The following is a 25,631-nucleotide window of genomic DNA, read 5'->3' as shown; positions in this document are numbered from 1 at the left end:
TCTTGGCATCGTGGCCCGTCATGAACGCAACCGGTCTGCGCCCATAGTTGTTCACTCAGATGGCAGGATCAATATCGTCAGGCCGGGTAGAAAGGAAAGCAATGGGCAAATGCGGCACGCCTCCAGTCGTATCCGTCACGGCGCTCCTTGATGAAGCGCAGACGGCACGGCCGAACCGCCGCATCGACATTCGCGTGAATATCAAGGTGTGAATAATGTGAACACGATCTGACAGATATGCGATCAATCCGTTGACCATCGGGTTAGGATTGCCGGAACAGCGATATCCTATATCTTTTCGCTATAAATATGTCCGGCGGTGAATGCCCGGATAGGCAGGAGATGGACGATGGGATGCATTTCCACGATCGATTTGCAGGTCCGAATGGACTTGCACGAAGTGCTCAGCCGTTTTTGTATCGCCCTCGACCGGGGCCAAACAAATGCCTGGTCAAACCTTTTCACAGCTGATGCGACATTCGTCTGGCAAAATGACGAGGCTCTGCAAGGGCGGGATGCGCTAGCGCTAATCCCTGACAAATGTGCAGCTTTGGGGCTGCGGCATCACTTCTCATCCATCGTCCTGGATCGTCTCGAGTCTCCCAAATCCATGCGCTGCCAGGCAACCTGCATCGTTACGGATTGGCAGGACCGTGCCAAAATTTCAGACGTTCTCGATTGCGATATCGTTTTCCGCAAAACATCCAACTGGCAGATCGTCGAAGTCAATGCGCGGAGCGCCCATCATGCGCGGCCCGCCTGTCCGAAAAGGGAAGACCAGCCTGCGGCAGGTGAGGCGAAATCCAGCATCAATTCTCCGAGTTTCCACTAACGAGAAGGCGCGTCTCGCTATTGCATTTTCTCGCGTCGCTGGGGAATTGTCGCGTAAAACAGCGGGACAATCGACAAGTATGCGTTTCCTTCCGATACCGGCGGCATGATTCCATCTCAAGGGCGTACCGACCTGGAAGCATGGCTGAGAAGGGTGGAAATATGCGCCATTACAACTGGCACGATATCATGGATGGACTGATCTTTCCCGAAGGTCCACGCTGGCATGGTGATCGTCTTTGGTTTTCCGATATTCTCAATTTCAAGGTTCATGCGCTGGAGCCGGTGAGTGGGCGCACGACCTGCGTTGCCGAGATGGAGGATCGGCCATCGGGCCTCGGATTTCTTCCCGACGGCAGGCTGCTGATCGCGACGATGGGACGGCGTCACCTCCTGCGCTGCGATCCTGCCGGGACGACTTTGGTCGCTGATCTGTCCGCTCTGTGCGAATCGACGAACGACATGACAGTCGATCCATCAGGTCGCGCGTACATCAACGCCTATTTCGCGGATGGTACGGGTGGGCTTATTCTTGTTGAACCCGGTGGCGTAAGCAGGATCGTGGCCACCGGCATGAAACTTCCCAACGGCATGGCAGTCACAGCCGATGGAAGCACTCTGATCGTCGCCGATTTCTACGGTAACGCAATCCATGCATTCGCTATCTCAAACGATGGATCGCTCGGCCCTCGGCAGCTTTATGCCGATCTCGGCGACCGCTCACCCGATGGTCTGTGCCTCGACGCGGAGGGAGCAGTCTGGGTAGGGTTGCCGTTGCAAAATCGGTTCGAACGCATATTGCCCGGCGGAGAGGTCACGTCCGTGATCGAGTGTGGCCCGCGAAAAGCTGTCGCTTGCGTCTTGGGGGGCGAGGATCGGCGCAGCCTGTTTCTATGTATGGCCGAATTTCCTGTAGAACGGATCAAGGCGTTGATGCGCAATCCGCGCGATGCGGCCCGCCACTGCCGTGGCTGGATCGGTCGAGCAGACGATATCGCTATCCCCGGGCCGCCATAGACCTATTCCGCTTCTGTTCCCGCAATTTGGAGAAGTTCCAATCTTCGCCATCCCTGCTGAAAACGCACCGTGGAAGGTAAGGACCTGTTCCCGCTGCGAAGAGTGGGCCGGTCACCGGCTTTCGAGCAGCCGCTGCGCCGCTCGATTAGGGTGAGCCAACGAAGGGGAGAGCGTCCATGCTTGCGTATCACCGGCGAGTTCTCATTATCCCTCAGGCACCGTAAACAGGGAACGGCCTGTGAACGCCGACACGGCTCGTTGTTATTGCGTTTACGCGACGGCAGCACTGCCTTGGCCATCGCCAGCGCCGCTCCCGGTTGCTCCGCCGTCCGCGCTTCCAGAAAACCAGTGCCTTGGGACCGTCAGCAGACCCTCAGACGTCCCGCAGGTGTGACATCTCTAAGTTGCGAGGGGTGTCATTTCTATTCGGGCTGGCGGTTTCGATTTGAAGCGCGAGACCCGAGGTAATGCGTAGCATTTCATCCGGGGTGGGGCGAGCCCCACCCCGGATGGCAAAATTTATCCGGCCTTGAGCAGGGTGATCTGCTCTCCCAGGACTTCGTGCTGAGTGCGGTAGCCAAGGCACTTGCGGGGTGTGGTGTTGAGGCGATCGGCAACGGCCTGGATCTCTTTGTCCGACAGGAGCGCAATGTCGGTATCGGAGGGCAGGAAACGCCGTATTCGGCCATTGCAATTTTCCACGCCGCCTTTCTGCCAAGGTGCTGACGGCAGGCAGAAATAGCTGGTGATGCCGAGCCTGTTTCGCAGTGTCGCAAAGGCGGCAAATTCCGTGCCGCGATCGAAGGTGATGCTGCGCCGGAGGGGAGGAGGCATGCCGCGCAAATGCCGATCGATGCCAGCCATGACGCCGGCCGAATGCCGGGTCGGATTACGCGCGAGGAAAGTGAACCGGCTGCAGCGTTCGACCAGCGAGGTGAGGTTGGTTTTGCCATACTCTCTCCTGAAGATCAGGAGATCGCCTTCCCAATGGCCAAAGCTGCTGCGATCCGCGATTTCCTGCGGCCGTGCGCCGATCGTATTGGCCACAGGGATATGGAGACCGCGGGGCTTTCGACCATAACGTTGCCGGCGCGAACGGCGGGCAACAGGCAGGCGGCGCCACAGCTTCTGGTGCCGTCCATCAGGGCCATAGACATACTGGTAAATGGTTTCGTGGCACACCGCCTCGCGAACACCCCGATGGCGCCGTAGGTAACCTGCAATCTGCTCTGGCGACCAGGCTGCCGACAAGCGGTCCGCGATATAGGCGGCGAGTTCCGGCTGGCGGGCGATCTTCCCGCCACGGACACGACGCCCACGCGCCATGGTCTGCGCGACCGTTGGAAAATAGCCGCGAAACAGCGGATGCTCATCCAGATGCCGGTTACGCTTGAGTTTGCGATAGATCGTCGATGGATGACGCCGCAGCGCGTCCGCGATTTGGCGCACAGAACGTCCGGTTGCCACCAATCGATAGATATCGCGCCGCTCGTCCAAACCCAGATGCTGATAGCCGTTCATCATGTGCCTTCCTGGAAAAGGGATCAAACCCCTATAAATCCTAGGATTTCGCACTTCGAAATAGAATCCACCTGATCTCTCGTTCCGAGCCGATAATATATCTTATGTTAAATTTATCAATGGCTTAGCTGGACTGACTATTTCTCGGCAGCGCAAATTCGATGATACGGCTATATTCACTTTCATGAGAAGAATCGCCACACGCTGTAATGCGGTCTTTCCAGTGCAGGAGTTCGTTCCCGATGTGTCGGGTTCTATTCCGGACTTCCTCGAACTAATATACCCATCGGCATCCCGCGCCGAATTTTTGAACGATGATCGCGGGTCGACGCACCTAACTGATTCAATCCTCAGCACAAGATGGCTTCGACTTCCCGATCATCGACACATAAGGAACGACCTTCGCGCCTTCGGGAACGCAGCGCCGACATATCAGGAACGTTATGACGACATTTCGGGAACGGATGGCCTTCACGACTCGCCGTATTCCGGCCATCTTCACGACTAAATCGGCCGCTTAACCGTCTAACAACTTTATAAACCGTCTAACAGCAACGAGATATGCATTTTTGGGGGAGAAGGATGAAGGCTAGGCCCGGTCACCTCTGCACAGACAATCCGACATCTCAGCGGCCTTTCCATACGCCCGGCCGCTTTTCCACGAATGCAGCCATGCCTTCGCTCTTATCCTCCGTAGCCGTGAGGATCTGAAAGATGGGGCAGCTCCACCGCCAGCAGACGGGACATCAGAACAGGCTGTTGCCATATCCACCATCGATCCGGATCGTTTCGCCCGAAATATAGGCTGCGCGGGTCGAGCACAGGAAAGCGACGAGAGCGCCCATTTCGTCGGGTGTGCCCCAGCGGCCCATCGCGGTCTGCGCCATCATCTCCTCCTGTGTCAGCGCGCCCGTGTCGGCCATATAGGCGCGCGATAGCTCGGTCAGGAAGGGGCCGGTGGCAATGGTGTTTGCGGTGATGCCCAGCTTGCCATATTCATGGGCGAATGTCTTGATGAAGGCATTCACCGCTACGCGGATATTGCCGATATACATGGGATCGGCCAAATGCGGCGTTTTCATCGCGACGGACCCGATCGCGATCACGCGGCCCCATTGTGCCGCTTTCATAGCCGGGAGCAGGGCGCGCGCCAGCAGGGTGAGGGGATGCAGCCACGCATTCAGGCCCGCGCTGAAATCGGCCTCGCTGGTGTTTTCAAAGCCGCGCGGTCGTCCTGCCGCCGCCGGATTGACGACCATGATCAGTGGGTCGCCATAGCGATCGCGCACAGCCTCCACGACTTGCGCGACCTGGTCTGGATGCTTCATGTCCGCGCCCAGCCCGATCGCGTCATAGCCCTGCTCGCAAAGCGCGCGCGCCGACTCCTCTGCCAGCACGCCCTCGCGGCTGGTCAGCGCCACGCGCACGCCCTCTCGGGCGAGTTCGGTTGCTATCCCGAACCCGCATCCCCGCGCGCCACCGGTGACGATCGCCACCTTGCCCTTCAAGCCCAGATCCATGTCTTTACTCCGGTTGATGGACGCATCGTCGTTCAGACAGGCAGGGGTCGCCAGCCATCGCCCGCCGGCACCGCTTCTCATCGCATATGCGATTGTCCACGCGGCCCATGCGCGCTTTGGGCAGGTCGGCGGTATGCAGAGCGGACGCCGCTTGGCCGCGGAGCCAAAAGAGGGTGAAATGGGCAGCGTTTCTTCAACCGAGGCCGACACATCGGACCAGCTCGTTCGGCGCCGCGATGAACGCCAGTGCGAGCGGATGCGCGACGCCGACGCGCTGATTCCCGAATTGCAGGCTGCCGCCGCCGAAGCGGACGCGCAATGCGACCTTCCCGCGCCGCTTATCGCGCGGATGAATCGGCTTGGCATGTTGCGCATGTTGCAACCCGCACACTGGGGCGGGGACGCGGCGAGCCTGCGGGACTTTCTGGCGGTACAGCGCCGCATTGCCGAAGGATCGGTGTCGGCCGCCTGGGTGCAGGGGGTGTTCAGCGTCCAGGGCTTTGTTCTCGCCCAATATGACGCCCGCGCGCAGGAGGACATCTGGGCGGACGATCCCGCAACGCTGGTCTGTTCGTCTTTTCAGCCTGTCGGCCGGGTGATAATGACGGATGGCGGCTTTCGCCTGAGCGGGCGATGGTCCTTTTCCAGCGGTTGCGTCCATGCCGACTGGTCGCTGCTGGGCGCAATTGCGCCGGGGGAAGGGGAGGGGGATCGGCACATGCGCACCTTCCTGCTGCCCAAGGCCGATTATCGGATCGACCGCATCTGGAATCCCTCCGGGCTGCGTGCGACGGGAAGCCACGACATCATCGCCGACGACGTCTTCGTGCCTGATTACCGGACATGGCGGGTGACTGCGGGGTTGGTGCCGGAATCACCGGACGCGATATCGGGCGCTGCGGTACATCGTCTGCCCTGACGCTATGTTTTCTCTGCTTCCGTATCCAATCTGGGCATCGGCGCGGCGCGGCGGGCACTGGCGGATTTTCTGGCGATCGCGCGGGAGAGGCGCTCGCTGATGAGTGCGGAGGCCACGCGCGACAATCCGGCCGTCCACGCCATGATCGCGCGCGCGGAGATCGCCATTCGCGACGCAGAAGCGCGGTTTGATCGCCATTGCGACGATCTGGACGCCGCTGCCGCCGGCAGCCATGCCATGACCGAGCGGGAAGGGCTGATCATGCGCGCCGAATTGACGGAAATCATGCGCAAGATGGCCGAAATCGTGGACGGGCTTCAACTCCATCTGGGCGCGCGAGGGCTTTCGATGGCGTCACCGCTGACCCGTCCCTGGCTCGACCTGCAAGCCGCGCGGGTGCATCCGGGTAATGAGCCGGGTCCGAGCGCGCTACTCGCGGGCCGCGCGCTTCTGGACGCATAGTCCACCCCCGCGCGGAGGTGGACCAGCAACCAGCTCAACCGGTCGTGCGCGCCTTTACCATGCGGAGCGGGGTATAAGTCAGCACGAGGCTGCCATCCTGCTTGTAGACCCGGTTACGGGTACGAACGAGGCCGCGATTGGGCCGCTTGGCGCTACGGCGGCTTTCGATCACTTCACATTCGGCATGGATGGTGTCGCCGACGAAGGTCGGTCCCTCGATCTTGAATTCCATGCCCAGAAACGCAAAGCCGGTATGCTGCATCGTCGATTGGACCAGCAGGCCCTCGATGAAAGTGAAGACCATCGCGCCGGGGATCACCTGCTGCTTGATGTCGCTTTCTTCCTTCAGAAATTCAAGGTTGGTGAACAAGACTTCGGTCATGCCGGTTGTGGTCGTGAAATTAACCAGGTCGGCCTCGAACAGGGTTCGGCCGATAGTCTGGAACTTCTTACCGAGCGGCAGGTCTTCGTAAAAGCAGCCCAGTCCAATAACCGGATATTCTTGCGTCTGGTCGGTCGTCATAAATCTTCCTTGGTTCTATTAATCGAGCAGCACGGGCCGCGCTGAAAGTGGCTGGAGAAAATCGCGGATGAACGGCGCGGCGTTGCCTCCCTTATCGCGGCAGGCGTCGCGCGAGCATCTCCTCGAAAAAGGCGAGCGCGCGCAGATGATAGGCCCGCCCGACATGGTGAAGGCTGATATTATGGCCGCTGTCGGGTTGCAGGACGACGCGGGCATGGCGGTTGGCAGACAGCCATTCCGTCACGCAGGCAAGGATATCCGCGTCGAACAGCGAGGATCGCTCCTGTGCGGCAAACGTCCATTGCACCGGCAGGTCGAGAGCACGAACCAGCGCTTCCGCCTGTTCGACAATCTCACGCGCCGCCTCGGTTTCTACCACAGGGGTCGCGTGGATCACTGGATCACGCTCAACGACGTTCGGGTCGAAGCTGCCCTCGTCGCCGAAGAACATCAATCGCATGGCGGACGGGGTGAGGGGAGCGAGACACGCATGACCGGCCCGCCGCGCTTCGGCGGCGCGTTGACCCATCATTTCGAGCTGCATGGGGACGAACCGGATCGGCATACCGGCCACGTCGATACCGGCGAAGATGCCCCCGCGCGGATCGATCGCGGCGTGCGCCGCCAAACCGGCCCCCAGCGAATGCCCGATCAGAAAAATTGGCAGGCCGCGAGCGCGATAATGGGCATCAACCAACGAGAAGAGCAGGTCGATCTGGCGGTCGAATGCCAAACCTTCCGGAAAGGCGGCCTGGCTCTCGCCATTGCCGGGCCGATCAAGCGCCACGACCTCGAACCCCAGCGTCGCGCCCAATGTGAGCAGCGAACAGCCGCGCGCTAGCGGATGATGCCAATATTGCGCATCGTGGCCGCCGCCATGCAGGGCGATGACGATCGCGCGCGGCGCTTCAGCGGCAGCGACCAGCGCAGAGAGCGCCTGCCCATCAACGTCGTATGTGATGCGCCGTACCGAAGGCATGTTCCCTGCGACCACGCCAATCTCCTTTTCTGCCATCGCGACTATCAGTGTGAGGGGCGGATGAAGACCGCCGTGCCGTGGTCGGCCGCGACGTAGACCGGTGCGCCGACATGAACCAGTTGTGGAATCTCGTCGCGAGTCAGCGGCATTCCGCTCTGGCGGCCGCGATAGATGCGGCAGAATGTGTCGTCATCGATCCGAAACACATGATGCTGCCCGTCATCCGCATCGACGGCGATCGCGTTATGATCGATCGCCGCGACATGGCCGACGACCGGGATATTCGCCGATTTGGGCATACCCCGGACGTCCATCGACAGGCGGAAATATTTGTCCGACCGATTGGCAAGCCCGCTATGCGGCGTTTCCAGGCTGAACATCAGGACATCGCCCGGCGCATAGATTGCGCGCCGCCAGGCATCGACCGGAACATCGCTTTCTCTGATGCCTTGGGCGGGGCGAGGAAAATCGTTCATGCGCGGCTTGTGCATTCCTTCGGCCAAGGCGAGCCCGCCGGTCTCTTCATCGATGTCGCTGAGCGGGATCCAGCAGATCCGCAGCGCCAGACCCTTATTGTTGGCGCCATCGCAATGCACGAAGTTGAAACGTGACCCCTGATGCGCGGGATTGGGTGGGACCGCGTGGAATTCGGAATTGGGCACCCACATGACCTCGTCGCCGAACACCTGCTCGAAGAAGTGACGGATCGGCGGTTCGGCCAGAAAAGCGCCGCTGGGATAGCGGGCGAGCAGCGGATCGATCGTCGGATCGCCGCCCATCTTGATCGGATAATCGTCGAGCGCCGCGCCGTTGTACAGCGTCTGGTCCGGATCGCCGGCCTCGACCACATCGAGCGCTTCGAGCACCTCGCGATACGTCGCGCGCACCCGCGCGACCGCATCCTTGTCCAGCACGTCCCGGAAAAACCAGTAGCCGTCGCGCTCCCATGCCGCTTCGAGCGCAGCGCGGTCGCCAAGCAGGTGGTTGGAGACGTTGAATTCGCGTATCGTGGGCGTGTCGGCGAAGCGCGATACGATCCCGTCGCTGTGCTGCGATGCCATCATCATTCTCCTTGATCGGCGTTCTTCGACGCCCGGGTCATGCTTCGACCTTGGCCTGGCTCTTCCAGAAGCTGGCACCGACGACGCCATCAATCGGCAATTCGGCCACTTCGCTGATCCGCGCGAGCATCATGTAGTTGCCGATGACATAAGTGGTCTCGACGATCTGGCGATCGTCGTAGAAAGCAGCAAGCGCGGCATAGACATATTCATCGACGCGGACCGATTTCACCACCTGGCGCGTGAAGGCGAGTAAGGCACGTTCGCGCGCGTCGAACATCGGATCGCCATAGCGCTGCTCCTCGATCGCCCTGACCTTTTCGTCGGAAAAGCCCATCATGCGCGCGACTTCGCGATGCTGGGCGATCTCATATTCGCCGCGTTCCAGGAACAGGGTCGCGAGCGCCACGACTTCACGCTCGGCATGGGGCAGGGTGATGGTCGTGGCCATTGCGAGGTTCAGCGCCCTCAAATGCGGATACATGGTGTCGGCGACCGCGAACAAGCGCGACAAATTGGTCCGAGATGTCGGCTTCTCGTCATAATCGGCCTGCTGATCGGGCGTCATATCCTCTCGCGTGCGCAGCCGGATGCGGCCTTCCGTGTTCGTCATGGTCAGAGCCTTTTCCTGTTCGCGAAAACTTGTCAGGCACGGCCGCCCGATCGACAAGCGGGGACCGGCAGAAGGACAGATTCATCAGGCTTGTGTCGCGCAAAGACCGGCACACATAAGAACGGAGCCGGTTGCACCGGCTCCGTAAGCGTATCTTCCGATGATGGATCAGAAGGAAGCGGTGAGTTGTCCGCCAAAGGTACGCGGCGGCATGAAGAACACATCACCAAAGCCTGACCCGCCCTGACGAGCGTTGTTATTGGTGATGTTGTTCATGAAGAACGACAGGTTCAGCTTCGTTGCACCGACATCGATGTCGCGGACACCGATGCGGCCGTTCGCGGTCTGCAAGCGTCGCGGCACCAGATAGTTGCCGGCCGACTGGCGGTTGGTGGTCCGGAACATGCTGCTGTAGGAGCCATCGAGGTGGACATAGAAGGTGCCGAAGTCGGCAAACTCGGTGTCATAGTCGATGTTGCCGCTGATGGTGTGCGGCGGGCTGTTGCTCGGGAAGTACATCGCTGGCGAGATCTGCGTTGCGCCGGCTGGGATGAAGTTCGGCGCGAGCTGCGGATCGAGGGCGACCGGGATCACCGGAAGCTTCTGGTGCAGATAGGCATAGTTGAGGCCGATCGACAGCCCGCGCGTCGGGAACAAAGTCGCTTCCACTTCCGCACCATAGGTCTTGGTCTTGCCCGGAGCGTTGATCGTCGATGCGATCGGCGTGATGCCGCCCGGCGGAATAGCGAACACGTTGAGCTGCTGGCCCAGGATCTCGCTGTAGAAGCCCACGATGTTCAGTCGCAGGCGGCGATCGAAGAACTCGTTCTTCAGGCCGATTTCATGCGCGGTGTTCACTTCCGTGGTGAAGTTGATCACCCGCGGCACGCCGTTCAGCACGACCGACGACGACACCAGATTATAGCCGCCCGCCTTGTAGGCACGTGAGAAGCGGTAATAGATGTTGTTGTTCGGCGTTATGTCATAGGCGATCGTCGCGGCTGGATCGAACCGCTTGGCGGTAAGCACCGGGAGCGAAATATTGGTCAGGATGGTGCCGGCGACAGCCTGACCGTCCGTTGTACGCAGGCCCGACTTCTGGTCATCCGTATAGCGGATGCCGACCGTCAGGTGCAGCTTGCTATCCAAAGCCTCGGGGCTCCAGGTTTCCTGGCCGAAGATCGCGAACGATCGGGAATCGACCGTCGTGTAGAGGCCAGCCTTTTGCGCCGCATTGGTGTAGAAAGGGTTCGTGAACAGGAAGGTTCCAAAGTTGCGAACCACGGCCGCCCCGGTGTTCACGGGATCATAGAACACGCCAGCATTGGCGTTCGACGCCTGCTGACGGATCTTTTCGTTCGAGTAATAGAGTCCCGCGACCCACTGATGCTCGCCCATGTCGCCGACAACCTGAAGTTCCTGGCTGAAGAAGCGAGACTTCAGATAGGACTGCGAGTTGCCCGGAATGATGCCGTAGATGCGCGAACCCGTGGGAACGCCGGCGACGGCCTCCTTCCACGGCACCAACTGACTGACGTCGAACGTGATGCCGGGCAGATTGGTAGGCGCTACAATGGGGCCGCCATTGGCGGTCATGCTGTCCATGCGAAGATAGCCGAGACCGGTGATCGAGCGGATCGTGATGTCGTCATTCGCATTATATTCCATCCGCAACGACTGTTGACGCGACTGCGTGTCAAAGCCGTACAGGTATAGCGGCGTCCACGACTGGTCGGGGCGCGTTGCCCGCAACGGCACCGGACCGCGCCAGATCGGAATCGCGGTCGCGCCATAAAATGCCTGGGCCGCCGGCGTCGGCAGCGCGATCGCCGGAAGGAAGGACGGGCGCGGAATAGCCTGGTTCCATTCGGTCGTCGTGAAGGAGTCGATATAGTTGAAGGCGTAGACGGCCTTGAAATCGGGCGACGGCTGCCATTTTACGGAAACGCGGAAACCCTTGTCATCCTTGAGCGCAAAGTCGTTCGCGCGCGCGATGTTGGGCGACTTGATGTTCTTGGTGAAACCGTCGCGCTTGTCGATGACGCCATCGAACTTGAACGAGAAACCGCCAATGGACGGCAGGTTGATGTGCGCTTCATATTTCTGCGCATCATAATTGCCATAGCTGGCAGTGACGCGGCCGCCGAGTTCGCCGGTGGGCTCGCCCGAGACGATGCGCATCGCGCCGCCCGTGGCGCCGCGCCCAAACAGCTGGCCCTGCGGACCGCGCAGAATTTCGATGCGTGCCGGATCGACAAGGCTGAGCGCGCCGCTCTGGGCGCGCGGCTGATAGACGTCGTCCAGATAGATGGCGGTGCTGGATTCGCGGCCGGCATCGCTTGAGCTGGACGTGGTCGCACCGCGGATCTGAACTTCGATCACGCTCTGCTGGCCGCCAAAGGGTTGGATCTGCACACCGGGAAGGCCTGCGGTCTGTAGCCCTGCTATGTTGTTGATGCCACGATTCTCAAGTGCCTGGCTGCCCAGAGCCGTGATCGACAGCGGCACATCCTGCAGATTTTCCTGCCGCTTCTGCGCGGTCACGATGATGTCGGTCGATTCAAATGCCTGATCCGCCTGCGGCGACTGAATTTCCTGGGCATGAACCGAAGGCGCAAAGGCGCACAGACTGCCCGACAGCAGCAGTCCCAGCCGCATGAAGCGACGACGGGTTTGATGATATGTCATGAACTTGATCCTCCCTCTCGTTGCCGGCTGTTTTAACCGGCTCCCTGTAATATAGCGGTGCTCTATAGGCCCGTTGGGCCTGCATAATCCGGCGGCTTTGCGTCCACAAGCGAGATTGCCTGCGTTCCAAGCCGTTTATCCGTGGGTTTTCGTCAACACAGTTATTCCCGCGCGAACTCTTGCAATTGCGGCGAATTGGTCATGGCTCCAGCACCACCTTTCCCCGTTGCCGGCCGGTTTCGGTCAGCTGCTGGGCTTGGGCGGCGTCGGACAGCGGCAGTCGCATCGCGACCGGCACCGACATATGACCGGCCGCGACGTCACTGGCGAGCTGCGCGAGGCGCGGTGCGTCGGCATGGACCGGAAAGAAGACCGGCGTCGCGGGCAGGCCGTCGACGGGGATGGGGGTGGTGGACACGGTGCGGATCAATCCGCCCGCCCGAAGATGCCGGCAAAGCGGTGCGACGATCGCACCGCCGACCGTATCGGCCACGGCATCGAACGTCTCGCCGGCCCATGCCTCGCCCAGCACTGCAACGGCATCGGCCCCCATCGCCAGCGCTTCGGCGCGATACTCCTCGCGCACCCCCGCCACGACCTTGGCGCCGCGCGCCTTGGCGGCGTGGAGCGCGAAGCGCCCGACCGCTCCCGTCGCGCCGGTGATCAGGATGGTCTGGCCAGGCTGCACGTCCAGCTGCTCCTCGATCATCTGCACGCCGGTCAGTCCCGCCGTGGGCAGGGCGGCAGCGACCGCCAGGTCCAGATCGGGCGGAAGGATCGCGCAGTTGGCTTCGGGGGCCACCACCCATTCGGCATAAGCGCCCTGACGGTGCGAAGGGAGCATGGCCGCGACCCTGTCACCGCTGCGCACATCGCCCGCGTCCGAACTTTCGACGATGCCAGCGACATCATAGCCCGGCACATGCGGCAGGCTGAGCGGCACACGCTCCGCAAACATGCCCTGACGCCATTTGCAGTCGGCGGGATTGACGCCGATCGCCGCCACCCTGATCAATATTTCACCGGGACCAGCGACTGGCGTCTCGCGTTCGGCGAGTTGCAGGACGTCGGGACCGCCATATTGATTGAATTGAACGGCCCGCATTCGTCTTTTCCTCATCGCGCGTTGTTCGCGAACATGATTGTGGAACAAGGGCGGATTTTGACCCCGACCGCGCGCAATGACAATGGCGTCGCCCCGCCGAAGCGCTGCGATCACATATCTGCATTTTGCAGGACAAATGACCTTGATCAGGCGGGGGATCAGGCGGCAGGCGTCATCAGCCTCAGCAAGCCTTCCTGCGCGGCGCTGGCGATCAGGCGTCCGTCGCGGGCGAACAGATGGCCGCGCGTGAGGCCCCGCTGCTGGCCGGTCCAGGGCGATTCCGAGACATAGAGCATCCAGTCGTCGGCTGCGGGATCGTCATGAATCCACAGCGCATGATCCAGGCTCGCCCCGCGTATCTCGTCGCGATAGGAAATCAGCCCGTGACGCAGCGTTGCCGCCAGCAACAGCGCGGAATCGCTGGCATAAGCGAGCATGGCGCGGCGGGTGCGGACGTCATCGACCGCCAGCACGGAGGGCCGCACCCATGCGCGGAACGGCTGAATATTCTCGGCCTTATGGTCCAGCATCGCATGATCGACCGGCACCATCTCGACCAAACGCGGGATGCTCAGATAGCGGCGTAACGCGAATGGCAGCGCGTCGGCGCTGCGGGCAAAATCCGCCCGCAGACTTTCGGGCGACGGAACATTCGGCATGTCGGGCTGGTGGGACACGCCTTCGCCGCGACGATGCAGCATCGCGGAGAAAGTGAGGATCGTCACCCCGTCCTGCTCGGCTGTAACCCGGCGATGCGACACGCTGCCGCCGTCCATGTCGCGCGTCACCTGATAACGTATGCGTCGTGCTTCGTCGCCCTCCCGAAGAAACCGGCAATGCAGCGATGCGGCGGGTCGATCATGCGGCGCGGTCGCTTCCGCCGCAGCAAGCGCCTGCGCTACGACCAGACCCCCATAGACGCGGCCGCGGCCCAGCGAATTTTCCTGCGGGGTCATCGCGCCGAGAAACTCATTCTCGCCGACCTGCTCCAGCGTCATCAGCTTGATCAGTTTTTCCGAAAGAACCGCTCGATCCTCCGACATCATATCGCCCCGCATCACTCTGTCCACGCCACGCACTGCGCGGCACCGATCCATAGCGATTCATCGGCAGCCCTTGTCAAACCGATGGGGACATTCGCCCGCGCATTCAGCAGGGTTGTGATAAGCGCCCGCGCCTCTCGACTGGCACGCCTTCGCGCGCGAGACCATCTCGCCCCAGCTAAGGAAATTCTCGATGATGGTCGTCGATCAGCCATGAGCCAGCACGCACCCTCGCAACTATCCGTCGTCATCGGTGAATGGCGACAATCGTGGCGGCCCGGCGTCGCTGCCCTGGTCGGCGGCGCGGTCAGCTATTCGCTCTGGTCGGCGGTATCGAGCCTGTTCATCGAGCCGCTTCAGGCGGCGTTCGGCTGGAGCAGGGGAGAGATTGCCCTCGTCCACGCTTTCGGCATCGCCACCGCCTTTGCCGCACCGGTCATCGGGGCTCTGGTCGACCGGCGCGGCGCGCGGACGGTGCTGACGATCGGGCTGTGCATGACGGCCGCCCTGTATCTCGCCTTCGCGACAATGACCGGATCGCTCACCCAATATTATATCACCTATTTCCTGTTCTCGGCGACCGGCTACACATCGACCGGCATCACCTTCACGCGGATCATCAGCGGCTCTTTTGAAAAGAGCCGGGGATCGGCGCTCGCCATCGCGCGCGCGGGGCTGGCGATTTCGGGCGCGATCATGCCGCTGCTGCTTCATCCCGTGCTGGACCGTTTCGGCCTGCCGGGCGGATATATTTTGCTCGCCGCTTTCTTGCTGTTCGTGGCGCTGCCGCTGACTTTGCTATGGGTTCCGGGCAGGACGCCGCCGGCGGCGACCGGCACAGCGCCCGATCAACGAACGGGTCGATGGCGGCTGCTGGTGCGCGAACCCAAGATCCGCGTCCTCACGCTCGCCGCGTTGCTCAACTATATGCCGGTGGTCACCTTGCTCTCGCAGATGAAGCCGCTGGCGGTGGACAAGGGGCTGAGCGCCGGTCTGGCGGTCGGCGCGGTGTCGATGATGGGTCTGGCCGCAGCGGCGGGCGCACTTTTGAGCGGTGTGCTGGTGGATCGTTTCTGGGCGCCGGCGGTCGCGTTCGTGCTGAACGCCTTGCCGGCGATCGGCTGCCTGTTCCTGCTTCAGTCCGACGTGCCGCCGATCCTATTCTATGGCGCGGTGTTGCTGATCGGCGTGGGGCAGGGGGCAGAGATCGATATCGTCGCCTTCATGATCGCGCGTTATTTCGGATTGCGCGACTATGGAGCGATCTATGGTCTCACCACGCTGGGCATCGCACTCGCGGTCGCGCTCGGCGCGAGCCTGATCGGTCATGTCTATGATCTTTACCACAGCTATGATCCGGCGCTGATCGGCTGCTCGCTTTCCTTCGCTCTGGCGGCCTTCATGTATCTCGCGATGGGCCGCTATCCAAAGGAAACTGCGGCCTGAGCGGGGGCGGGGAAGCAATTTTCAAGAAGGAGAGAGACGCGATGGACTATCGGGAAAAGGGGTTTGAAACCTTTACCAAAATGATGGGCGAAGAAGCGGCGGGTCGCTTGCGCGATGCCGCAGAGCGCGAGGATTTCATGTCGGCGTCCGCCGCACTGTCGCTGGACTTCCCGTTCGGCGCGGTCTGGTCACGGCCAGGTCTGGGGATGCGTGAGCGCAGCATCGTGGTTATCTCCACGCTGATCGCCCAGAAATGCTATCCCGAACTCAAGAATCATATCCGCATCGGCATCCGCAACGGCCTGACCACGCAGGAGATCGAGGAGATATTGATCCAGGCGATTCCCTATTGCGGCTTTCCGGCGGTGGCGTCGGCGACCGGGCCGGTGCTTGAAGCGCTGCGGGAATTCGGCCTCGGCGGCGATGCCCAGACGCCGGAAGAGCGCAAGATGCTCTGACGCTCTTCCGGCCGGCCGCGTGAGAGAGGGGTCAGGCGGCCGCTATCTTGCCCAGCCGGCTTCGGATGATCTGGGATGCGTCGGCGATCATGCGGTCCAGCAAGGTCCGGCAATCGGGAATATCGTGGATCAGCCCCTGAATCTGTCCGCCCCAGATCAGGCCGGCATCGACATCGCCTGTTTCCAGCGCTTCGCGATTTTTCAGCCCTTTGACCAGATCGGCGACATGTTCATATTTCGCGTCCGGGTCTTTCAATATCTCCGCCACCTTGTTCGATACGGCGTTGCGCGCGACCCGGCCGGTGTTGCGGAACTGGCGATAGATGAGGTGCGTGTCGCGCTCGCTATTTTCCACCAGCAGCTGCTTCACATTGGGATGGATCGGCGCTTCCTGCGTCGCGCAGAAGCGTGTGCCCATGTTGACGCCCTCGGCGCCCAGCGCCATCGCCGCAACCAGACCGCGCCCGTCGCCGATGCCGCCGCTGGCGATCACGGGAATCTTCACCTTGTCGACCGTCGCGGGGATCAGGACGAGGCCGGGAACATCGTCTTCGCCGGGATGGCCGGCGCATTCAAAACCGTCGATCGAGATGATGTCCGCGCCCAAACGCTCCGCCGTCACGGCGTGGCGCGCGCTGGTGCATTTGTGGATGATGGTGATGCCGGCCGCCTTGAAAGCCGCGAAATGCTCCCTGGGGTCGCTGCTGACCGTTTCGACAACCTTCACGCCGCTTTCGATGATCGCCTGACGATATTCCGCATAGGGACGCGGCACGACGCTGGGCAGCACGGTCAGGTTCACACCAAAAGGCTTGTCGGTCATGCTTTTGCAGCGCGCGATCTCTTCGCGCAGCGCGTCGGGCGTCGGTTGCGCGAGCGCGGTCAGCATTCCCAGACCCCCGGCATTGGAGATGGCCGAGGCGAGTTCGGCGCGGCCGACCCACATCATCCCGCCACACACGATCGGGTGGCGAATTCCCAGCATCTCCGTAACCCTGGTCGACAGCATATCCTAAATTCCCCGTCTGCACGCGCCATGCGGCCAATTGGCGGTGTCACATCCCATACTGCGTCACAAGCGCCGGAGCGGGCGATGGCGACTCATCACATGGATGCTTTTGCACGCGGGCGGCTTTTGCTCTTAGCCCCGGCTCGCCATGCTGTTCGCCATCAATGGAACAATGGGATGGATGCGCATGAAACTGGCGGGAAAATCAGCGATCGTGACCGGTGCCGGATCGGGGCAGGGCCGGGCGGTCTCGGTCGAATTTGCGCGCGAAGGGGCCAGCATCCTGCTGTGCGACATCAACCTTGCCGGGGCCGAGGAAACGGCGGCGATGATCGCCGATGGGGGCGGCAAGGCGCTCCCGGCGCGCTGCGACATATCGAGCGGCGAGGATGTGCGCGCCGCGATTGCACTGGCGGTCGCGCAATTTGGCGGGATCGACATCCTCTATAATAATGCGGCGCGGAACCGGCCGACCGATCCCATTCCCGAGCGCGTCGGCGACATGCCGGAGGATCATTGGCTGGGCACGGTGGCGATCAACCTGACCGGCTATTATCTCTTTTCCAAATATGCGCTGCCGCACATCATCGAGCGGCGCGGGGTGATCATCAATGTCGCCTCCACGCTGGGGCTTGGCGGCGCGGAAAATCAGGGCGCCTATATGGCGACCAAGGCGGGCGAAATCGCGCTCACCAAGTCGATGGCGCTCGATTATGGGCCGCAGGGGGTGCGCGTGAACGCCATCGCGCCCGGCGCTATCGACACGCCCCGGCTGACGCGCGTTTCGACCACCTATGCCGCGACGAGCGCGATGGATACTCTGGTCGAGCGGGTGCCGCTCCAGCGGATCGGCACGCCCGATGAGATTGCCAAGGTGGCGCTCTTCCTCGCCAGCGATGATTCCGCTTATGTTTCGGGCGCCTGTATCCCGGTCGATGGCGGGCTGGCGGCGCGGAGGTAAGACGGATGAGCATGATCGGCTTCATCGGCCTGGGCAACCAGGGCGCGCCCATCGCCCGCCGGATCGCGGCGCGATTTCCCACGATGGTATGGGCGCGGCGCGCTGAGGCGTGCGCACAGGTGCCGCAAGCCGCCGTGGCGGCCACCGTCGCGGAAATGGGGCGGCAATGCACGACTGTCGCGCTCTGTGTCCGCAACGATGACGATGTGAAGGGTGTTGCCGCGAAGCTTGCCGAAACCATGCCGCCCGGCGGCATCCTGATCGTCCACAGCACCGTCTTGCCCGAAACGGTGATAGAACTGGCTGAAACAATGGCGAAGCGCGGCATTGCGGTCGTGGACGCACCGGTCAGCGGCGGACCCGATCGCGCCGAGCTGGGGGAGATGGTCGTTCTGGCCGGCGCGCGGCGCGCCGATTTCGATGCCGTGCGGCCGATCCTTGAAAGCTTCGCCAAGCTCGTTGAGCATCTGGGCGATGTGGGCGCGGGTCAGCGCATGAAGCTGATCAATAACGGCTTGTTCTTCGCCAATGCGGCGGGCGGCGCGGCGGCGATCGCTCTAGCAGGCGAACTGGGGATCGATGTCGCGGCGGCCTCGCGCATCTTGTCGGCAGGCACTGGCCAGAGCACCGCGTTCGACATGCTCAACATCGCGGGAGGGGGCTTGGAGCGGCTGGCTGACTCGGCGCTCGTTAGAAAGGATATCGATCATCTCGCCGACATCGCGGCCGGAGCCAGTCCAGCCGCGACGATGCTGGTCGAATTCGCCCGCCGATTGGGGGACCATCTGCACGAGCATAAAAAGCTCGCGCAAGCCTGAAGCATCGGGCCTTTTCGTCACGTGCGAAAAGGCCCTCATCGCTTATGTGGGGTCAGGCGGGTGTGAAGCGCACATGGATATGATCCGGCACACGCATGAAGCCGCCCTTCAATTGGGGTGGCGGCATGTCCGGGTCCAGTCGGATGTCGGCCATCGTGTCGAGCACGGCGTTGAGCGCGCGGGTCATTTCCACCCGGGCAAGATGCTGGCCCACGCACATGTGCGGCCCGCGTGCGAACGCGAAATGGGGTTTGCGATCGCGGAAGATATCGAAACGGTCGGGATCGGGCCAGACCGCCGGGTCACGGTTCGCCGCCGCGCCCAGCAGGTTGATCAACGATCCGGCCGGGATGTTGACGCCACCCAGTTCGACGTCCCGCGTCGCCATCCGAAGCATCACGCCGACCGGGCCGTCCCAACGCAAGGCTTCCTCGATCGCCTGCGGAATGAGCGCGCGATCGGCGCGCACCGCCTCGAGCTGGTCGGGATGGGCCAAAAGCGCGGTCAGCAACACGCTGGTGCCGCGATAGGTTGTGTCTCCCGCCGCATTCATCAGCTGGCGGAGGAAGGACACCAGCACATCTTCGGGCAAATGCTCGCTCTCGACTTCCGTCAGCGCGAGCAGCGACACCAGATCGTCGCCAGGGTTGGCCCGGCGCATCGCCACCAGTTCACGAAAATATTCGCCCAGCTTCTCTCCGGCCTCGACGGCCTTTTCGGGGCGCACATAGTCCGACTGGCCGATCGCGAGCCGCTGAAACGTGTCGCGGACAGCCGCGGGCAGGTCGAGTTGGCGATAAATGACGTGGAAGGGGAATAGGTGCGTGAATTGCTTGACCAGATCGGCGCGTCCGCTCGGCAGGAACGCCGCCATCAATTCGCGCACCGCCGGCTCGACGATCGTGTCCCCCCATTTCGAGACATATTGGGGCAGGAAGATTTTCTGGAAGATGCGTCGCCACGGCACATGTTCGGGCGGATCCATCGCAGTGATGGTCTTGCCAAACGATGTGCCCAGATTTTCCTCATAGGCTTTGTTGGAAAAAGTCTCGGAATCGACCAGCGCCTTGGCGACTTCCGCATGGCCGACCACGGTGAAGGTCCGGCGCGTTCCGAAAATCTTGTCGCCTAGACCCATCAGGGTGCGGAAACTGCCCTCATGCACCGCGCCTTGGCTGCGCATCTCTGCATAGAAGGGATAGGGATCATCGTGCGTGCCAAAGCTCAGCGCATCCATCAAGAACGGATCATAGCCCGCTTCGTCAAAATCGCGGATGCGTAACTGCGCGTTCATGTTCACCTCTCCAATTCTTATATAGTGGCACTATATAAGAATTGGAGAGGATGCAAGTCATGGGACGACTGACCGATCGAGATAATGGACCAGCGCCTTGTTGAGCGCCTGCGGATCGGGTTCCTCCTCAAACAGCCAGTCGGAGAAGAGCACGGACGCAACGACCATGCCGAAACCCACCCGCACGGTAAGGTCGATATCGGCGTCACCGCCACGCTTGAATAAAGGTTGCAGGCGTGAAACAAATCCCACCGACTGAACGAAATAATCGTGCAATACGGTCGCACCGGCAGAGGCCTTGCCGCGCACGTCGGGTTGCAGCGCGCGCGCTATGAGCATCCGGTTTTCACGCAGATAATGGGTTAGTTCTTCCACGAACAGCCGGGTATTGCGTCGATGGTCTTCCAGGCTGCCCGATGAGCCGTACCGGTCGTAGAAACTCTGGATGAGCGCGGTGAAGGGTGACAATGTCACCGCCTCCAAAAGGTCCGCCTTCGGCCCGAAATAGCGGAATAGCAGCGACTCGCTCACTGCCGCGCGGTCGGCGATTGCTTTGGTGCGTGCGCCTTCATAGCCGTGAAGCCGGAATTCCTCCTTCGCGGCATTAAGGATCAGCTTCCGCAGATCCGCTTCATTCCGGCGCGGCCTCCGCCGCCGTTTCACGGTCGGAGCCGTGCTGCTGTCCGTCATATCATCCTCATGTTCGCGCCGCTCGCGGCTGCGCCTTGCGATAAGCGGTAAATGCACGTCGCGCCACCGTCACAAGAGATGTTCCGTGCGACAGGCTCGTTCCGCCCGGGCCGCAAGCGTATAAATTACGAACGAAGATCGGGGCCGATCCGCACATGGCCCTGTGCATGGGGAAGGTGTGAACGATGTCGACTGTGGCCGATCGCCCGGGCCAGATAATCAGCAAGACCGGGACGCCAGCGGACCAGGTGCGGGAGGATTATGTCCCCAAGGAGAGTTTCATCTCGCCCCGCTTCGTCGCGCTGGAGCGTGAAAAGCTGTGGCCGCGTCTGTGGCAGATCGCGTGCCGTGTCGAGGAGTTGAAAAAGCCGGGCGATTTCGTCGTCTATGAGGTCGCCGGGCAATCGATCCTGGTCGTGCGCCAGCGCGACGAGAGCATCCGCGCCTTCCATAATGTCTGCCAGCATCGCGGCCGGATATTGGAGGATCGCCCGCACGGCAACGCGCCGGCTTTCCGGTGCGGCTATCATGGCTGGACATGGAAGATCGACGGCGCGACCCGCCATATCCAGGATGAGGGCGACTGGGCGGGCTGCCCCGCCTTCGGCAAGCAGGAATTGCGGCTGAAGCGGGTACAGGTCGATTGCTGGGGTGGGTTCGTGTTCATTTGCATGGACGAGACGGCCGAGCCGCTCGCCGCTTATCTGGGCGAGGCGAAGACCATCATCGACCCGCTGGAAATGCACCACTGGCGCTATCGCTGGTACAAGACCACCATTCTTCCCTGCAATTGGAAGACCGCGCTGGAAGGCTTTAACGAAGCCTATCATGTCGCGGCGACCCACCCGCAAATTCTGGAAACGTCGGGCGACGACCAGACGCGCAGCCGCGCCTATGGCCGTCACGGCACCTATCGCTACACCGTCGACCGCCGCCCGGTCGGCGCGCCATCCAGCCGGACCGGAAAGCCGATGCCCAATGATCTGCGGCCCGGCATCATCAAGCATTTCGACAATATGGAGGAAACGCTGCGCGCCATGTTCACGCCGCGCTCGACCGAGGCGACGCGGCGGCTGCTCGACGAGGTGCCGGGCGAAGCGCCGACGCAGCATATCCTGGCCGAAATGGGCCGCTTCCATCGCGAAGCGGCGGAGGCGGAAGGGGCAGGGTGGCCGGCGCTGACGGCCGAGCAGGGCTATGAGCTGGGCACCAACTGGCATATCTTTCCCAATCACGTCTTCCTGCCGACGCGGGACGGATCGATCGCCTATCGTGCGCGGCCCAATGGCGAGGATCCGCATAGCTGCATCTTCGATATCTGGTCCCTCGCGCGCTATGCGCCGGACAAGGAGCCGCCGCTGGAGCGGGAATATTATCCCGACTGGACGATCGACACGGTCGAGCGGTTCGGCCTGATCCTCTCGCAGGATTTCGCCAATTTCGGACAGGTGCAAAAGGGGATGCAGTCGATGGGATTCGAGGCCGCGCGGCCCAACCCGTTGCAGGAATCCGAAATTCCCAATTTCCATCGCCATTATCTCGAACTGCTGTTCGACTGAGCGGGATTTTCATGAGCAAAAGGAGAGAAATATGCGATGGAAGACCGGCTGCATTGCAGCGCTGATGGTGGTTTGCGGCTCCGGCGCGAATGCTGCGCCGGCCGCACCTCCGGTTCCTGTCACGGCGCAGCCCAGCTGGCAGGATTTCAACGCTGTCACCACGGTCGCCTATCGCTTCGCCGAATATCTCGACATGCGTAAATGGAGAGAGATGCGGACGATTTTCTACGATACGGTCGACACCGACACCACTGCCATCGGTCGCAAGACGCGCGGACCTGTGTCGGCCGATGAGCATGTGTGGCACGTCAAGATTCAGGAAACCGGCTTTGAAGGCACGCTCCTGATGCTCAGCAATCCCCAGGTCACCATAGAGGGTGATCGCGCCAAACTGGTCGCCACCTTTTATGGCGAACATGTCGCGGCAGTGGCGTCAGGCGACAATTTCTACACCGTCGGCGGCTACCAGACATTCGGTATGCGGCGCGTCGGCGGCCGTTGGCTGATCGATTCCTTCATTCTTTCGCCGACGTGGCAAAAGGGTAATCGGGAGATTATGAGCATCGGCATCAAGCGGGGCATCGAACGGCTGACCGCAGCGGGCGATCCGCCGCCTCCGGAATATCTGACCGGGCGCGATTGACGGTTCAGAGTATCGCGCCGCCGCTTATATGCAGGGTCTGTGCCGTGATCTGTCGGCCGGAGGGCAGGCACAGGAACAGGACCGAGGCGGCAATATCCTCCGGTTCCGACAGCCGGCGCAACAGGTTGGAGGTTGGCCCTTCGGTCAACAGCGCCGCTACTTCCTCCTCCGTAAAGCGGGTCGTGACCATGTTCGTCCGGGTCAGTCCTGGCGCGACCGCATTGACCGTGATGCCGTGGGGGCCAAGCTCGCCCGCCGCGACGCGCGACAATTGCATCAGCGCCGATTTTGAGCTGGCATAGGCCGCACGCGCGCCCCGCGCGCGATGCGCGGAGCTGGACGTCACATTGACGATCCGACCGGACTTGCGCGCGATCATGCCCGGTGCGACCTGTTGCATCAGCAGGAAAGGCGCGCGCACATTGACCGCATAGACGCGGTCCCAGTCGGCGATGTCGGTGTCCACCAGTTCGGTCGATGCGCCTGTGATCCCCGCGCAATTGACCAATATGTCGCAGCTGGCGTTGAGCTGCTGCATCCGTGCGACAATCAGGTCGGGGGCTTGCACGGCGGTGATGTCGATCCCCAATCCGTCATGGCGCCCGCCATGCCGCGCTTCCAGCATCGCGCAGGTTTCGGCCGCCGCGCCGGTGCCGGCGTCCACCGCAAGCACATGCGCGCCTGCCCCGGCGAGAGTTCTGGCGATCGCCCGCCCGATCGCGCCGCCGCCGCCGGTCACGATCGCGCCTTGCCCCGACAGGGCGGCGGCGACGCTCATCGTACCGCCTCCATATCGCGACTGGACGCGCGACCGGCGGCATGGATCGCGGCCAGATCGCCAAACACCATAGCCGGGCCGATCGTACCGCCGGGACCGGGATAGCTTGTGGCCATCACCGACCGGGTCATGTTGCCGGCAGCGTAAAGACCTTCGATCACGTCGCCGCCTTCCTTCAGCACGCGGCCATGCTCGTCGGAGATCAGGCCGCCATTGGTGCCCAGATCGCCGGGGAACATCGTCACCCCGTAAAATGGGCCTTGTTCAATCGCGCCGAGACAGGGATTGGGCCGACAGGTCGGATCGCCATGATAGCGGTCGAACGCCCGCGCGCCCCGCCGAAAATCCTCGTCCACGCCGGTTTGCGCGAAACGATTGAAGCGTTCGACCGTGGCGGCCAGCCCATCCGGGTCGATGCCGAGCATGATGGCTAACTCGGCCAGCGTGTCGGCCCTTTTCATATAGCCGCTTTCCAGCCAGGCGGCGGGCGTGATGCCGGGCATCGCGAAACCCCAGGGATATCGGCTGCGATGGCGCGCATCCATAATCCCGAAGCAAGGCACCGCCCCGGCGCGATACATCGCCTTGCCATTTTCGTGATAGGAACCGGACTCGTTGGAAAAGCGCCGGCCCGTGCGATCGACCATGATGATATGCGGCTTCGCCAGGTCGATATGGTGCATGAAGGGCAATTGCGCGCCCGGCGGCAGGCTGCCGTCCGGCATCGTCGAAGTCGGCGCGTACCAGGACAGGTCCATCCCGCAGGTCGCCGCGCCGATAGCGATCGCCGCGTTCAGCGCGTCGCCGGTGTCGGCCGGATTGGCATTGGTCCAGCGCGGCGTCGGCTTTGGCTGGTGACGCGCGCGCATTTCCGGATTGCGGGCGAAGCCACCGGCGTTGAGCAGGACACCATGCCGGGACGCGATACGGATCGTTCGTCCACCTTGCTCGGCAACTATGCCGGCCACTTGCCCGTCCTGAATATCGAGTGCGGTCAGGCGGGTTTCCATCATGATCGGGATGCCCGCCTTGAGCGCGAGGTCCAGCAGCCGCCCCTGAAGCGCGGCGCCCAGCCCGCGGCGACGGCTGCCGGTCAGCTTTTCATGCAACATGCGCGCGCCGACCCGCATTGCCGTCATCCGGCCGCGCCAAGTGCGCTTGGCCAGCACAAGTTTGGCAAGATCTGTCGAATTGGTAGGGAGCTTGTATTTTTCATGCACCGAAAGTCGCTCGCCCCATTCGCCGAGGCGAGTGAGGTCGAAGAGGGGCGCATATAGCCCCCGGCTGCGCTGTGATCCGCCCGGCAGATCGTCATGATAATCGGACCAGCCCGCCGCCTGGCGCAGCTCCATCCCCTGTGAGAGCAGGAAGGACACCATTTCCGGGCCATGATCGAGAAAGGCGGCCCGCTTTGCGAGCGTCGAACCCGGCCCCGGTGGATCGAGCAGCGCATCGAGATAGCGCGCCGCTTTCTCCCGCGAATCCGCAATGCCCGCCTCGCGCATCACCGGATTATTAGGCACCCACAGGACGCCGCCGGAATAACCTGTGGTGCCGCCGACCTTGTCGCGCTTTTCCACGATCAGCGGCTTTAATCCCATCGATCGGGCGCGCAGCGCCGCGACGAACGACGCCGCTCCGCTGCCGACGATCAGAAAGTCGTGACCGGATATGATTGGTTCCTCCACCGCGC

The 25,631-nt window shown here is 62.1% G+C and carries 24 protein-coding genes and 1 pseudogene; 10 read left to right on the top strand and 15 right to left on the bottom strand.

The annotated features are described in order from the left end of the window. The first annotated feature begins 349 nt into the window (after positions 1-349). The gene (locus IWY39_RS18805; RefSeq protein WP_107123914.1) at positions 350-832 is read left to right on the top strand and encodes a nuclear transport factor 2 family protein; all 483 of its coding nucleotides are present in this window, start codon (positions 350-352) and stop codon (positions 830-832) included. Between the two features lie 20 nt (positions 833-852). Beyond that, the gene (locus tag IWY39_RS18800) at positions 853-1,848 is read left to right on the top strand and encodes an SMP-30/gluconolactonase/LRE family protein (RefSeq protein WP_146147657.1); all 996 of its coding nucleotides are present in this window, start codon (positions 853-855) and stop codon (positions 1,846-1,848) included. Between the two features lie 519 nt (positions 1,849-2,367). Here IWY39_RS18800 and IWY39_RS18795 read toward each other — a convergent pair. The 3 genes and pseudogenes from IWY39_RS18795 to IWY39_RS18785 all read right to left on the bottom strand — a co-directional run bounded on the left by IWY39_RS18795 (position 2,368) and on the right by IWY39_RS18785 (position 4,889). Then, positions 2,368-3,369: an IS30 family transposase gene (locus IWY39_RS18795; RefSeq protein WP_196871728.1), complete on the bottom strand. Its 1,002-nt coding sequence runs from the start codon at positions 3,367-3,369 to the stop codon at positions 2,368-2,370. 626 nt (positions 3,370-3,995) lie between these two features. Beyond that, a pseudogene (locus IWY39_RS18790) lies at positions 3,996-4,085 on the bottom strand (enoyl-CoA hydratase); the annotation flags it as partial. A 30-nt stretch (positions 4,086-4,115) separates the two neighbouring features. Beyond that, entirely contained in the window at positions 4,116-4,889 is a 774-nt protein-coding gene (locus IWY39_RS18785) for an SDR family NAD(P)-dependent oxidoreductase (RefSeq protein WP_181316735.1), read from the bottom strand. A 178-nt stretch (positions 4,890-5,067) separates the two neighbouring features. Between IWY39_RS18785 and IWY39_RS18780 the strand changes: the two genes are divergently transcribed. Both IWY39_RS18780 and IWY39_RS18775 read left to right on the top strand, forming a co-directional pair. Then, positions 5,068-5,808 carry an acyl-CoA dehydrogenase family protein gene (locus tag IWY39_RS18780; RefSeq protein WP_181316736.1) on the top strand — a complete coding sequence of 247 codons (741 nt, stop codon included), beginning with the start codon at positions 5,068-5,070 and terminating at the stop codon, positions 5,806-5,808. A 30-nt stretch (positions 5,809-5,838) separates the two neighbouring features. Beyond that, on the top strand, positions 5,839-6,270 hold the full coding sequence (locus IWY39_RS18775; protein WP_107124819.1) for a hypothetical protein: 432 nt from the start codon (positions 5,839-5,841) through the stop codon (positions 6,268-6,270). A 34-nt stretch (positions 6,271-6,304) separates the two neighbouring features. Here IWY39_RS18775 and IWY39_RS18770 read toward each other — a convergent pair whose 3' ends face one another. The 7 genes from IWY39_RS18770 to IWY39_RS18740 all read right to left on the bottom strand — a co-directional run bounded on the left by IWY39_RS18770 (position 6,305) and on the right by IWY39_RS18740 (position 14,297). Next, complete coding sequence (locus IWY39_RS18770; protein WP_107124820.1) at positions 6,305-6,793, bottom strand: MaoC/PaaZ C-terminal domain-containing protein; 489 nt, start codon at positions 6,791-6,793, stop codon at positions 6,305-6,307. 91 nt (positions 6,794-6,884) lie between these two features. After that, positions 6,885-7,808, bottom strand: a complete 924-nt coding sequence (locus IWY39_RS18765; RefSeq protein ID WP_107124821.1) for an alpha/beta hydrolase — start codon at positions 7,806-7,808, stop codon at positions 6,885-6,887. Between the two features lie 8 nt (positions 7,809-7,816). Next, positions 7,817-8,833 (bottom strand): phytanoyl-CoA dioxygenase family protein, encoded by a 1,017-nt coding sequence (locus IWY39_RS18760; RefSeq protein ID WP_186441909.1) that lies wholly within the window; start codon positions 8,831-8,833, stop codon positions 7,817-7,819. A 37-nt stretch (positions 8,834-8,870) separates the two neighbouring features. Next, entirely contained in the window at positions 8,871-9,446 is a 576-nt protein-coding gene (locus tag IWY39_RS18755) for a carboxymuconolactone decarboxylase family protein (RefSeq protein ID WP_145169841.1), read from the bottom strand. 168 nt (positions 9,447-9,614) lie between these two features. Further along, positions 9,615-12,134 (bottom strand): TonB-dependent receptor, encoded by a 2,520-nt coding sequence (locus tag IWY39_RS18750; protein ID WP_107124824.1) that lies wholly within the window; start codon positions 12,132-12,134, stop codon positions 9,615-9,617. Between the two features lie 199 nt (positions 12,135-12,333). Beyond that, complete coding sequence (locus IWY39_RS18745) at positions 12,334-13,239, bottom strand: NADP-dependent oxidoreductase (protein ID WP_107124825.1); 906 nt, start codon at positions 13,237-13,239, stop codon at positions 12,334-12,336. A gap of 158 nt (positions 13,240-13,397) precedes the next feature. Beyond that, on the bottom strand, positions 13,398-14,297 hold the full coding sequence (locus IWY39_RS18740) for an acyl-CoA thioesterase (RefSeq protein ID WP_181316741.1): 900 nt from the start codon (positions 14,295-14,297) through the stop codon (positions 13,398-13,400). 198 nt (positions 14,298-14,495) lie between these two features. On the opposite strand from IWY39_RS18740, the gene IWY39_RS18735 reads away from it, so the two are divergent. Continuing rightward, complete coding sequence (locus tag IWY39_RS18735) at positions 14,496-15,728, top strand: MFS transporter (RefSeq protein ID WP_107124827.1); 1,233 nt, start codon at positions 14,496-14,498, stop codon at positions 15,726-15,728. A 41-nt stretch (positions 15,729-15,769) separates the two neighbouring features. Beyond that, positions 15,770-16,186: a carboxymuconolactone decarboxylase family protein gene (locus tag IWY39_RS18730; RefSeq protein WP_107124828.1), complete on the top strand. Its 417-nt coding sequence runs from the start codon at positions 15,770-15,772 to the stop codon at positions 16,184-16,186. 31 nt (positions 16,187-16,217) lie between these two features. On the opposite strand, the gene IWY39_RS18725 is transcribed toward IWY39_RS18730, so the two are convergent. Further along, complete coding sequence (locus IWY39_RS18725) at positions 16,218-17,195, bottom strand: NAD(P)H-dependent flavin oxidoreductase (protein WP_107124829.1); 978 nt, start codon at positions 17,193-17,195, stop codon at positions 16,218-16,220. Between the two features lie 148 nt (positions 17,196-17,343). Between IWY39_RS18725 and IWY39_RS18720 the strand changes: the two genes are divergently transcribed. After that, entirely contained in the window at positions 17,344-18,156 is an 813-nt protein-coding gene (locus IWY39_RS18720; RefSeq protein WP_107124830.1) for an SDR family NAD(P)-dependent oxidoreductase, read from the top strand. Between the two features lie 5 nt (positions 18,157-18,161). Continuing rightward, positions 18,162-18,974 (top strand): NAD(P)-dependent oxidoreductase, encoded by an 813-nt coding sequence (locus tag IWY39_RS18715; protein ID WP_107124831.1) that lies wholly within the window; start codon positions 18,162-18,164, stop codon positions 18,972-18,974. A gap of 52 nt (positions 18,975-19,026) precedes the next feature. Here the strand turns inward: IWY39_RS18715 and IWY39_RS18710 are convergent, their stop codons facing one another. Next, entirely contained in the window at positions 19,027-20,268 is a 1,242-nt protein-coding gene (locus IWY39_RS18710) for a cytochrome P450 (protein ID WP_107124832.1), read from the bottom strand. A gap of 57 nt (positions 20,269-20,325) precedes the next feature. Then, complete coding sequence (locus tag IWY39_RS18705; RefSeq protein ID WP_107124833.1) at positions 20,326-20,958, bottom strand: TetR/AcrR family transcriptional regulator; 633 nt, start codon at positions 20,956-20,958, stop codon at positions 20,326-20,328. 185 nt (positions 20,959-21,143) lie between these two features. Between IWY39_RS18705 and IWY39_RS18700 the strand changes: the two genes are divergently transcribed. Beyond that, positions 21,144-22,517 carry an aromatic ring-hydroxylating oxygenase subunit alpha gene (locus IWY39_RS18700; RefSeq protein WP_107124834.1) on the top strand — a complete coding sequence of 458 codons (1,374 nt, stop codon included), beginning with the start codon at positions 21,144-21,146 and terminating at the stop codon, positions 22,515-22,517. 31 nt (positions 22,518-22,548) lie between these two features. Beyond that, on the top strand, positions 22,549-23,160 hold the full coding sequence (locus IWY39_RS18695) for a nuclear transport factor 2 family protein (RefSeq protein WP_107124835.1): 612 nt from the start codon (positions 22,549-22,551) through the stop codon (positions 23,158-23,160). A gap of 4 nt (positions 23,161-23,164) precedes the next feature. On the opposite strand, the gene IWY39_RS18690 is transcribed toward IWY39_RS18695, so the two are convergent. Both IWY39_RS18690 and IWY39_RS18685 read right to left on the bottom strand, forming a co-directional pair. Then, positions 23,165-23,938 (bottom strand): SDR family NAD(P)-dependent oxidoreductase, encoded by a 774-nt coding sequence (locus tag IWY39_RS18690; protein ID WP_107124836.1) that lies wholly within the window; start codon positions 23,936-23,938, stop codon positions 23,165-23,167. Then, positions 23,935-25,626 carry an FAD-binding protein gene (locus IWY39_RS18685; protein ID WP_196871677.1) on the bottom strand — a complete coding sequence of 564 codons (1,692 nt, stop codon included), beginning with the start codon at positions 25,624-25,626 and terminating at the stop codon, positions 23,935-23,937. The genes IWY39_RS18690 and IWY39_RS18685 overlap by 4 nt, the downstream gene beginning before the upstream one ends. Positions 25,627-25,631 lie beyond the last annotated feature (5 nt).

Source organism: Sphingobium sp. JAI105, from assembly GCF_015752145.1.
GTDB classification, from domain to species: domain Bacteria; phylum Pseudomonadota; class Alphaproteobacteria; order Sphingomonadales; family Sphingomonadaceae; genus Sphingobium; species Sphingobium xenophagum.
This window is presented reverse-complemented; position numbering and strand designations above follow the sequence as displayed.

Excerpts from the sequence above, each read along its gene's own strand:
- IWY39_RS18805 (WP_107123914.1), top strand. The coding sequence starts at position 350 with ATGGGATGCATTTCCACGATCGATTTGCAGGTCCGAATGGACTTGCAC.
- IWY39_RS18785 (WP_181316735.1), bottom strand. The coding sequence starts at position 4,889 with ATGGATCTGGGCTTGAAGGGCAAGGTGGCGATCGTCACCGGTGGCGCG.
- IWY39_RS18720 (WP_107124830.1), top strand. The coding sequence starts at position 17,344 with ATGCTGTTCGCCATCAATGGAACAATGGGATGGATGCGCATGAAACTG.
- IWY39_RS18750 (WP_107124824.1), bottom strand. The coding sequence starts at position 12,134 with ATGACATATCATCAAACCCGTCGTCGCTTCATGCGGCTGGGACTGCTG.
- IWY39_RS18695 (WP_107124835.1), top strand. The coding sequence starts at position 22,549 with ATGCGATGGAAGACCGGCTGCATTGCAGCGCTGATGGTGGTTTGCGGC.
- IWY39_RS18725 (WP_107124829.1), bottom strand. The coding sequence starts at position 17,195 with ATGCTGTCGACCAGGGTTACGGAGATGCTGGGAATTCGCCACCCGATC.
- IWY39_RS18700 (WP_107124834.1), top strand. The coding sequence starts at position 21,144 with ATGTCGACTGTGGCCGATCGCCCGGGCCAGATAATCAGCAAGACCGGG.
- IWY39_RS18705 (WP_107124833.1), bottom strand. The coding sequence starts at position 20,958 with ATGACGGACAGCAGCACGGCTCCGACCGTGAAACGGCGGCGGAGGCCG.
- IWY39_RS18710 (WP_107124832.1), bottom strand. The coding sequence starts at position 20,268 with ATGAACGCGCAGTTACGCATCCGCGATTTTGACGAAGCGGGCTATGAT.
- IWY39_RS18690 (WP_107124836.1), bottom strand. The coding sequence starts at position 23,938 with ATGAGCGTCGCCGCCGCCCTGTCGGGGCAAGGCGCGATCGTGACCGGC.
- IWY39_RS18755 (WP_145169841.1), bottom strand. The coding sequence starts at position 9,446 with ATGACGAACACGGAAGGCCGCATCCGGCTGCGCACGCGAGAGGATATG.
- IWY39_RS18740 (WP_181316741.1), bottom strand. The coding sequence starts at position 14,297 with ATGCGGGGCGATATGATGTCGGAGGATCGAGCGGTTCTTTCGGAAAAA.
- IWY39_RS18770 (WP_107124820.1), bottom strand. The coding sequence starts at position 6,793 with ATGACGACCGACCAGACGCAAGAATATCCGGTTATTGGACTGGGCTGC.
- IWY39_RS18765 (WP_107124821.1), bottom strand. The coding sequence starts at position 7,808 with ATGGCAGAAAAGGAGATTGGCGTGGTCGCAGGGAACATGCCTTCGGTA.
- IWY39_RS18795 (WP_196871728.1), bottom strand. The coding sequence starts at position 3,369 with ATGAACGGCTATCAGCATCTGGGTTTGGACGAGCGGCGCGATATCTAT.
- IWY39_RS18715 (WP_107124831.1), top strand. The coding sequence starts at position 18,162 with ATGAGCATGATCGGCTTCATCGGCCTGGGCAACCAGGGCGCGCCCATC.
- IWY39_RS18735 (WP_107124827.1), top strand. The coding sequence starts at position 14,496 with ATGAGCCAGCACGCACCCTCGCAACTATCCGTCGTCATCGGTGAATGG.
- IWY39_RS18780 (WP_181316736.1), top strand. The coding sequence starts at position 5,068 with ATGGGCAGCGTTTCTTCAACCGAGGCCGACACATCGGACCAGCTCGTT.
- IWY39_RS18730 (WP_107124828.1), top strand. The coding sequence starts at position 15,770 with ATGGACTATCGGGAAAAGGGGTTTGAAACCTTTACCAAAATGATGGGC.
- IWY39_RS18760 (WP_186441909.1), bottom strand. The coding sequence starts at position 8,833 with ATGGCATCGCAGCACAGCGACGGGATCGTATCGCGCTTCGCCGACACG.
- IWY39_RS18745 (WP_107124825.1), bottom strand. The coding sequence starts at position 13,239 with ATGCGGGCCGTTCAATTCAATCAATATGGCGGTCCCGACGTCCTGCAA.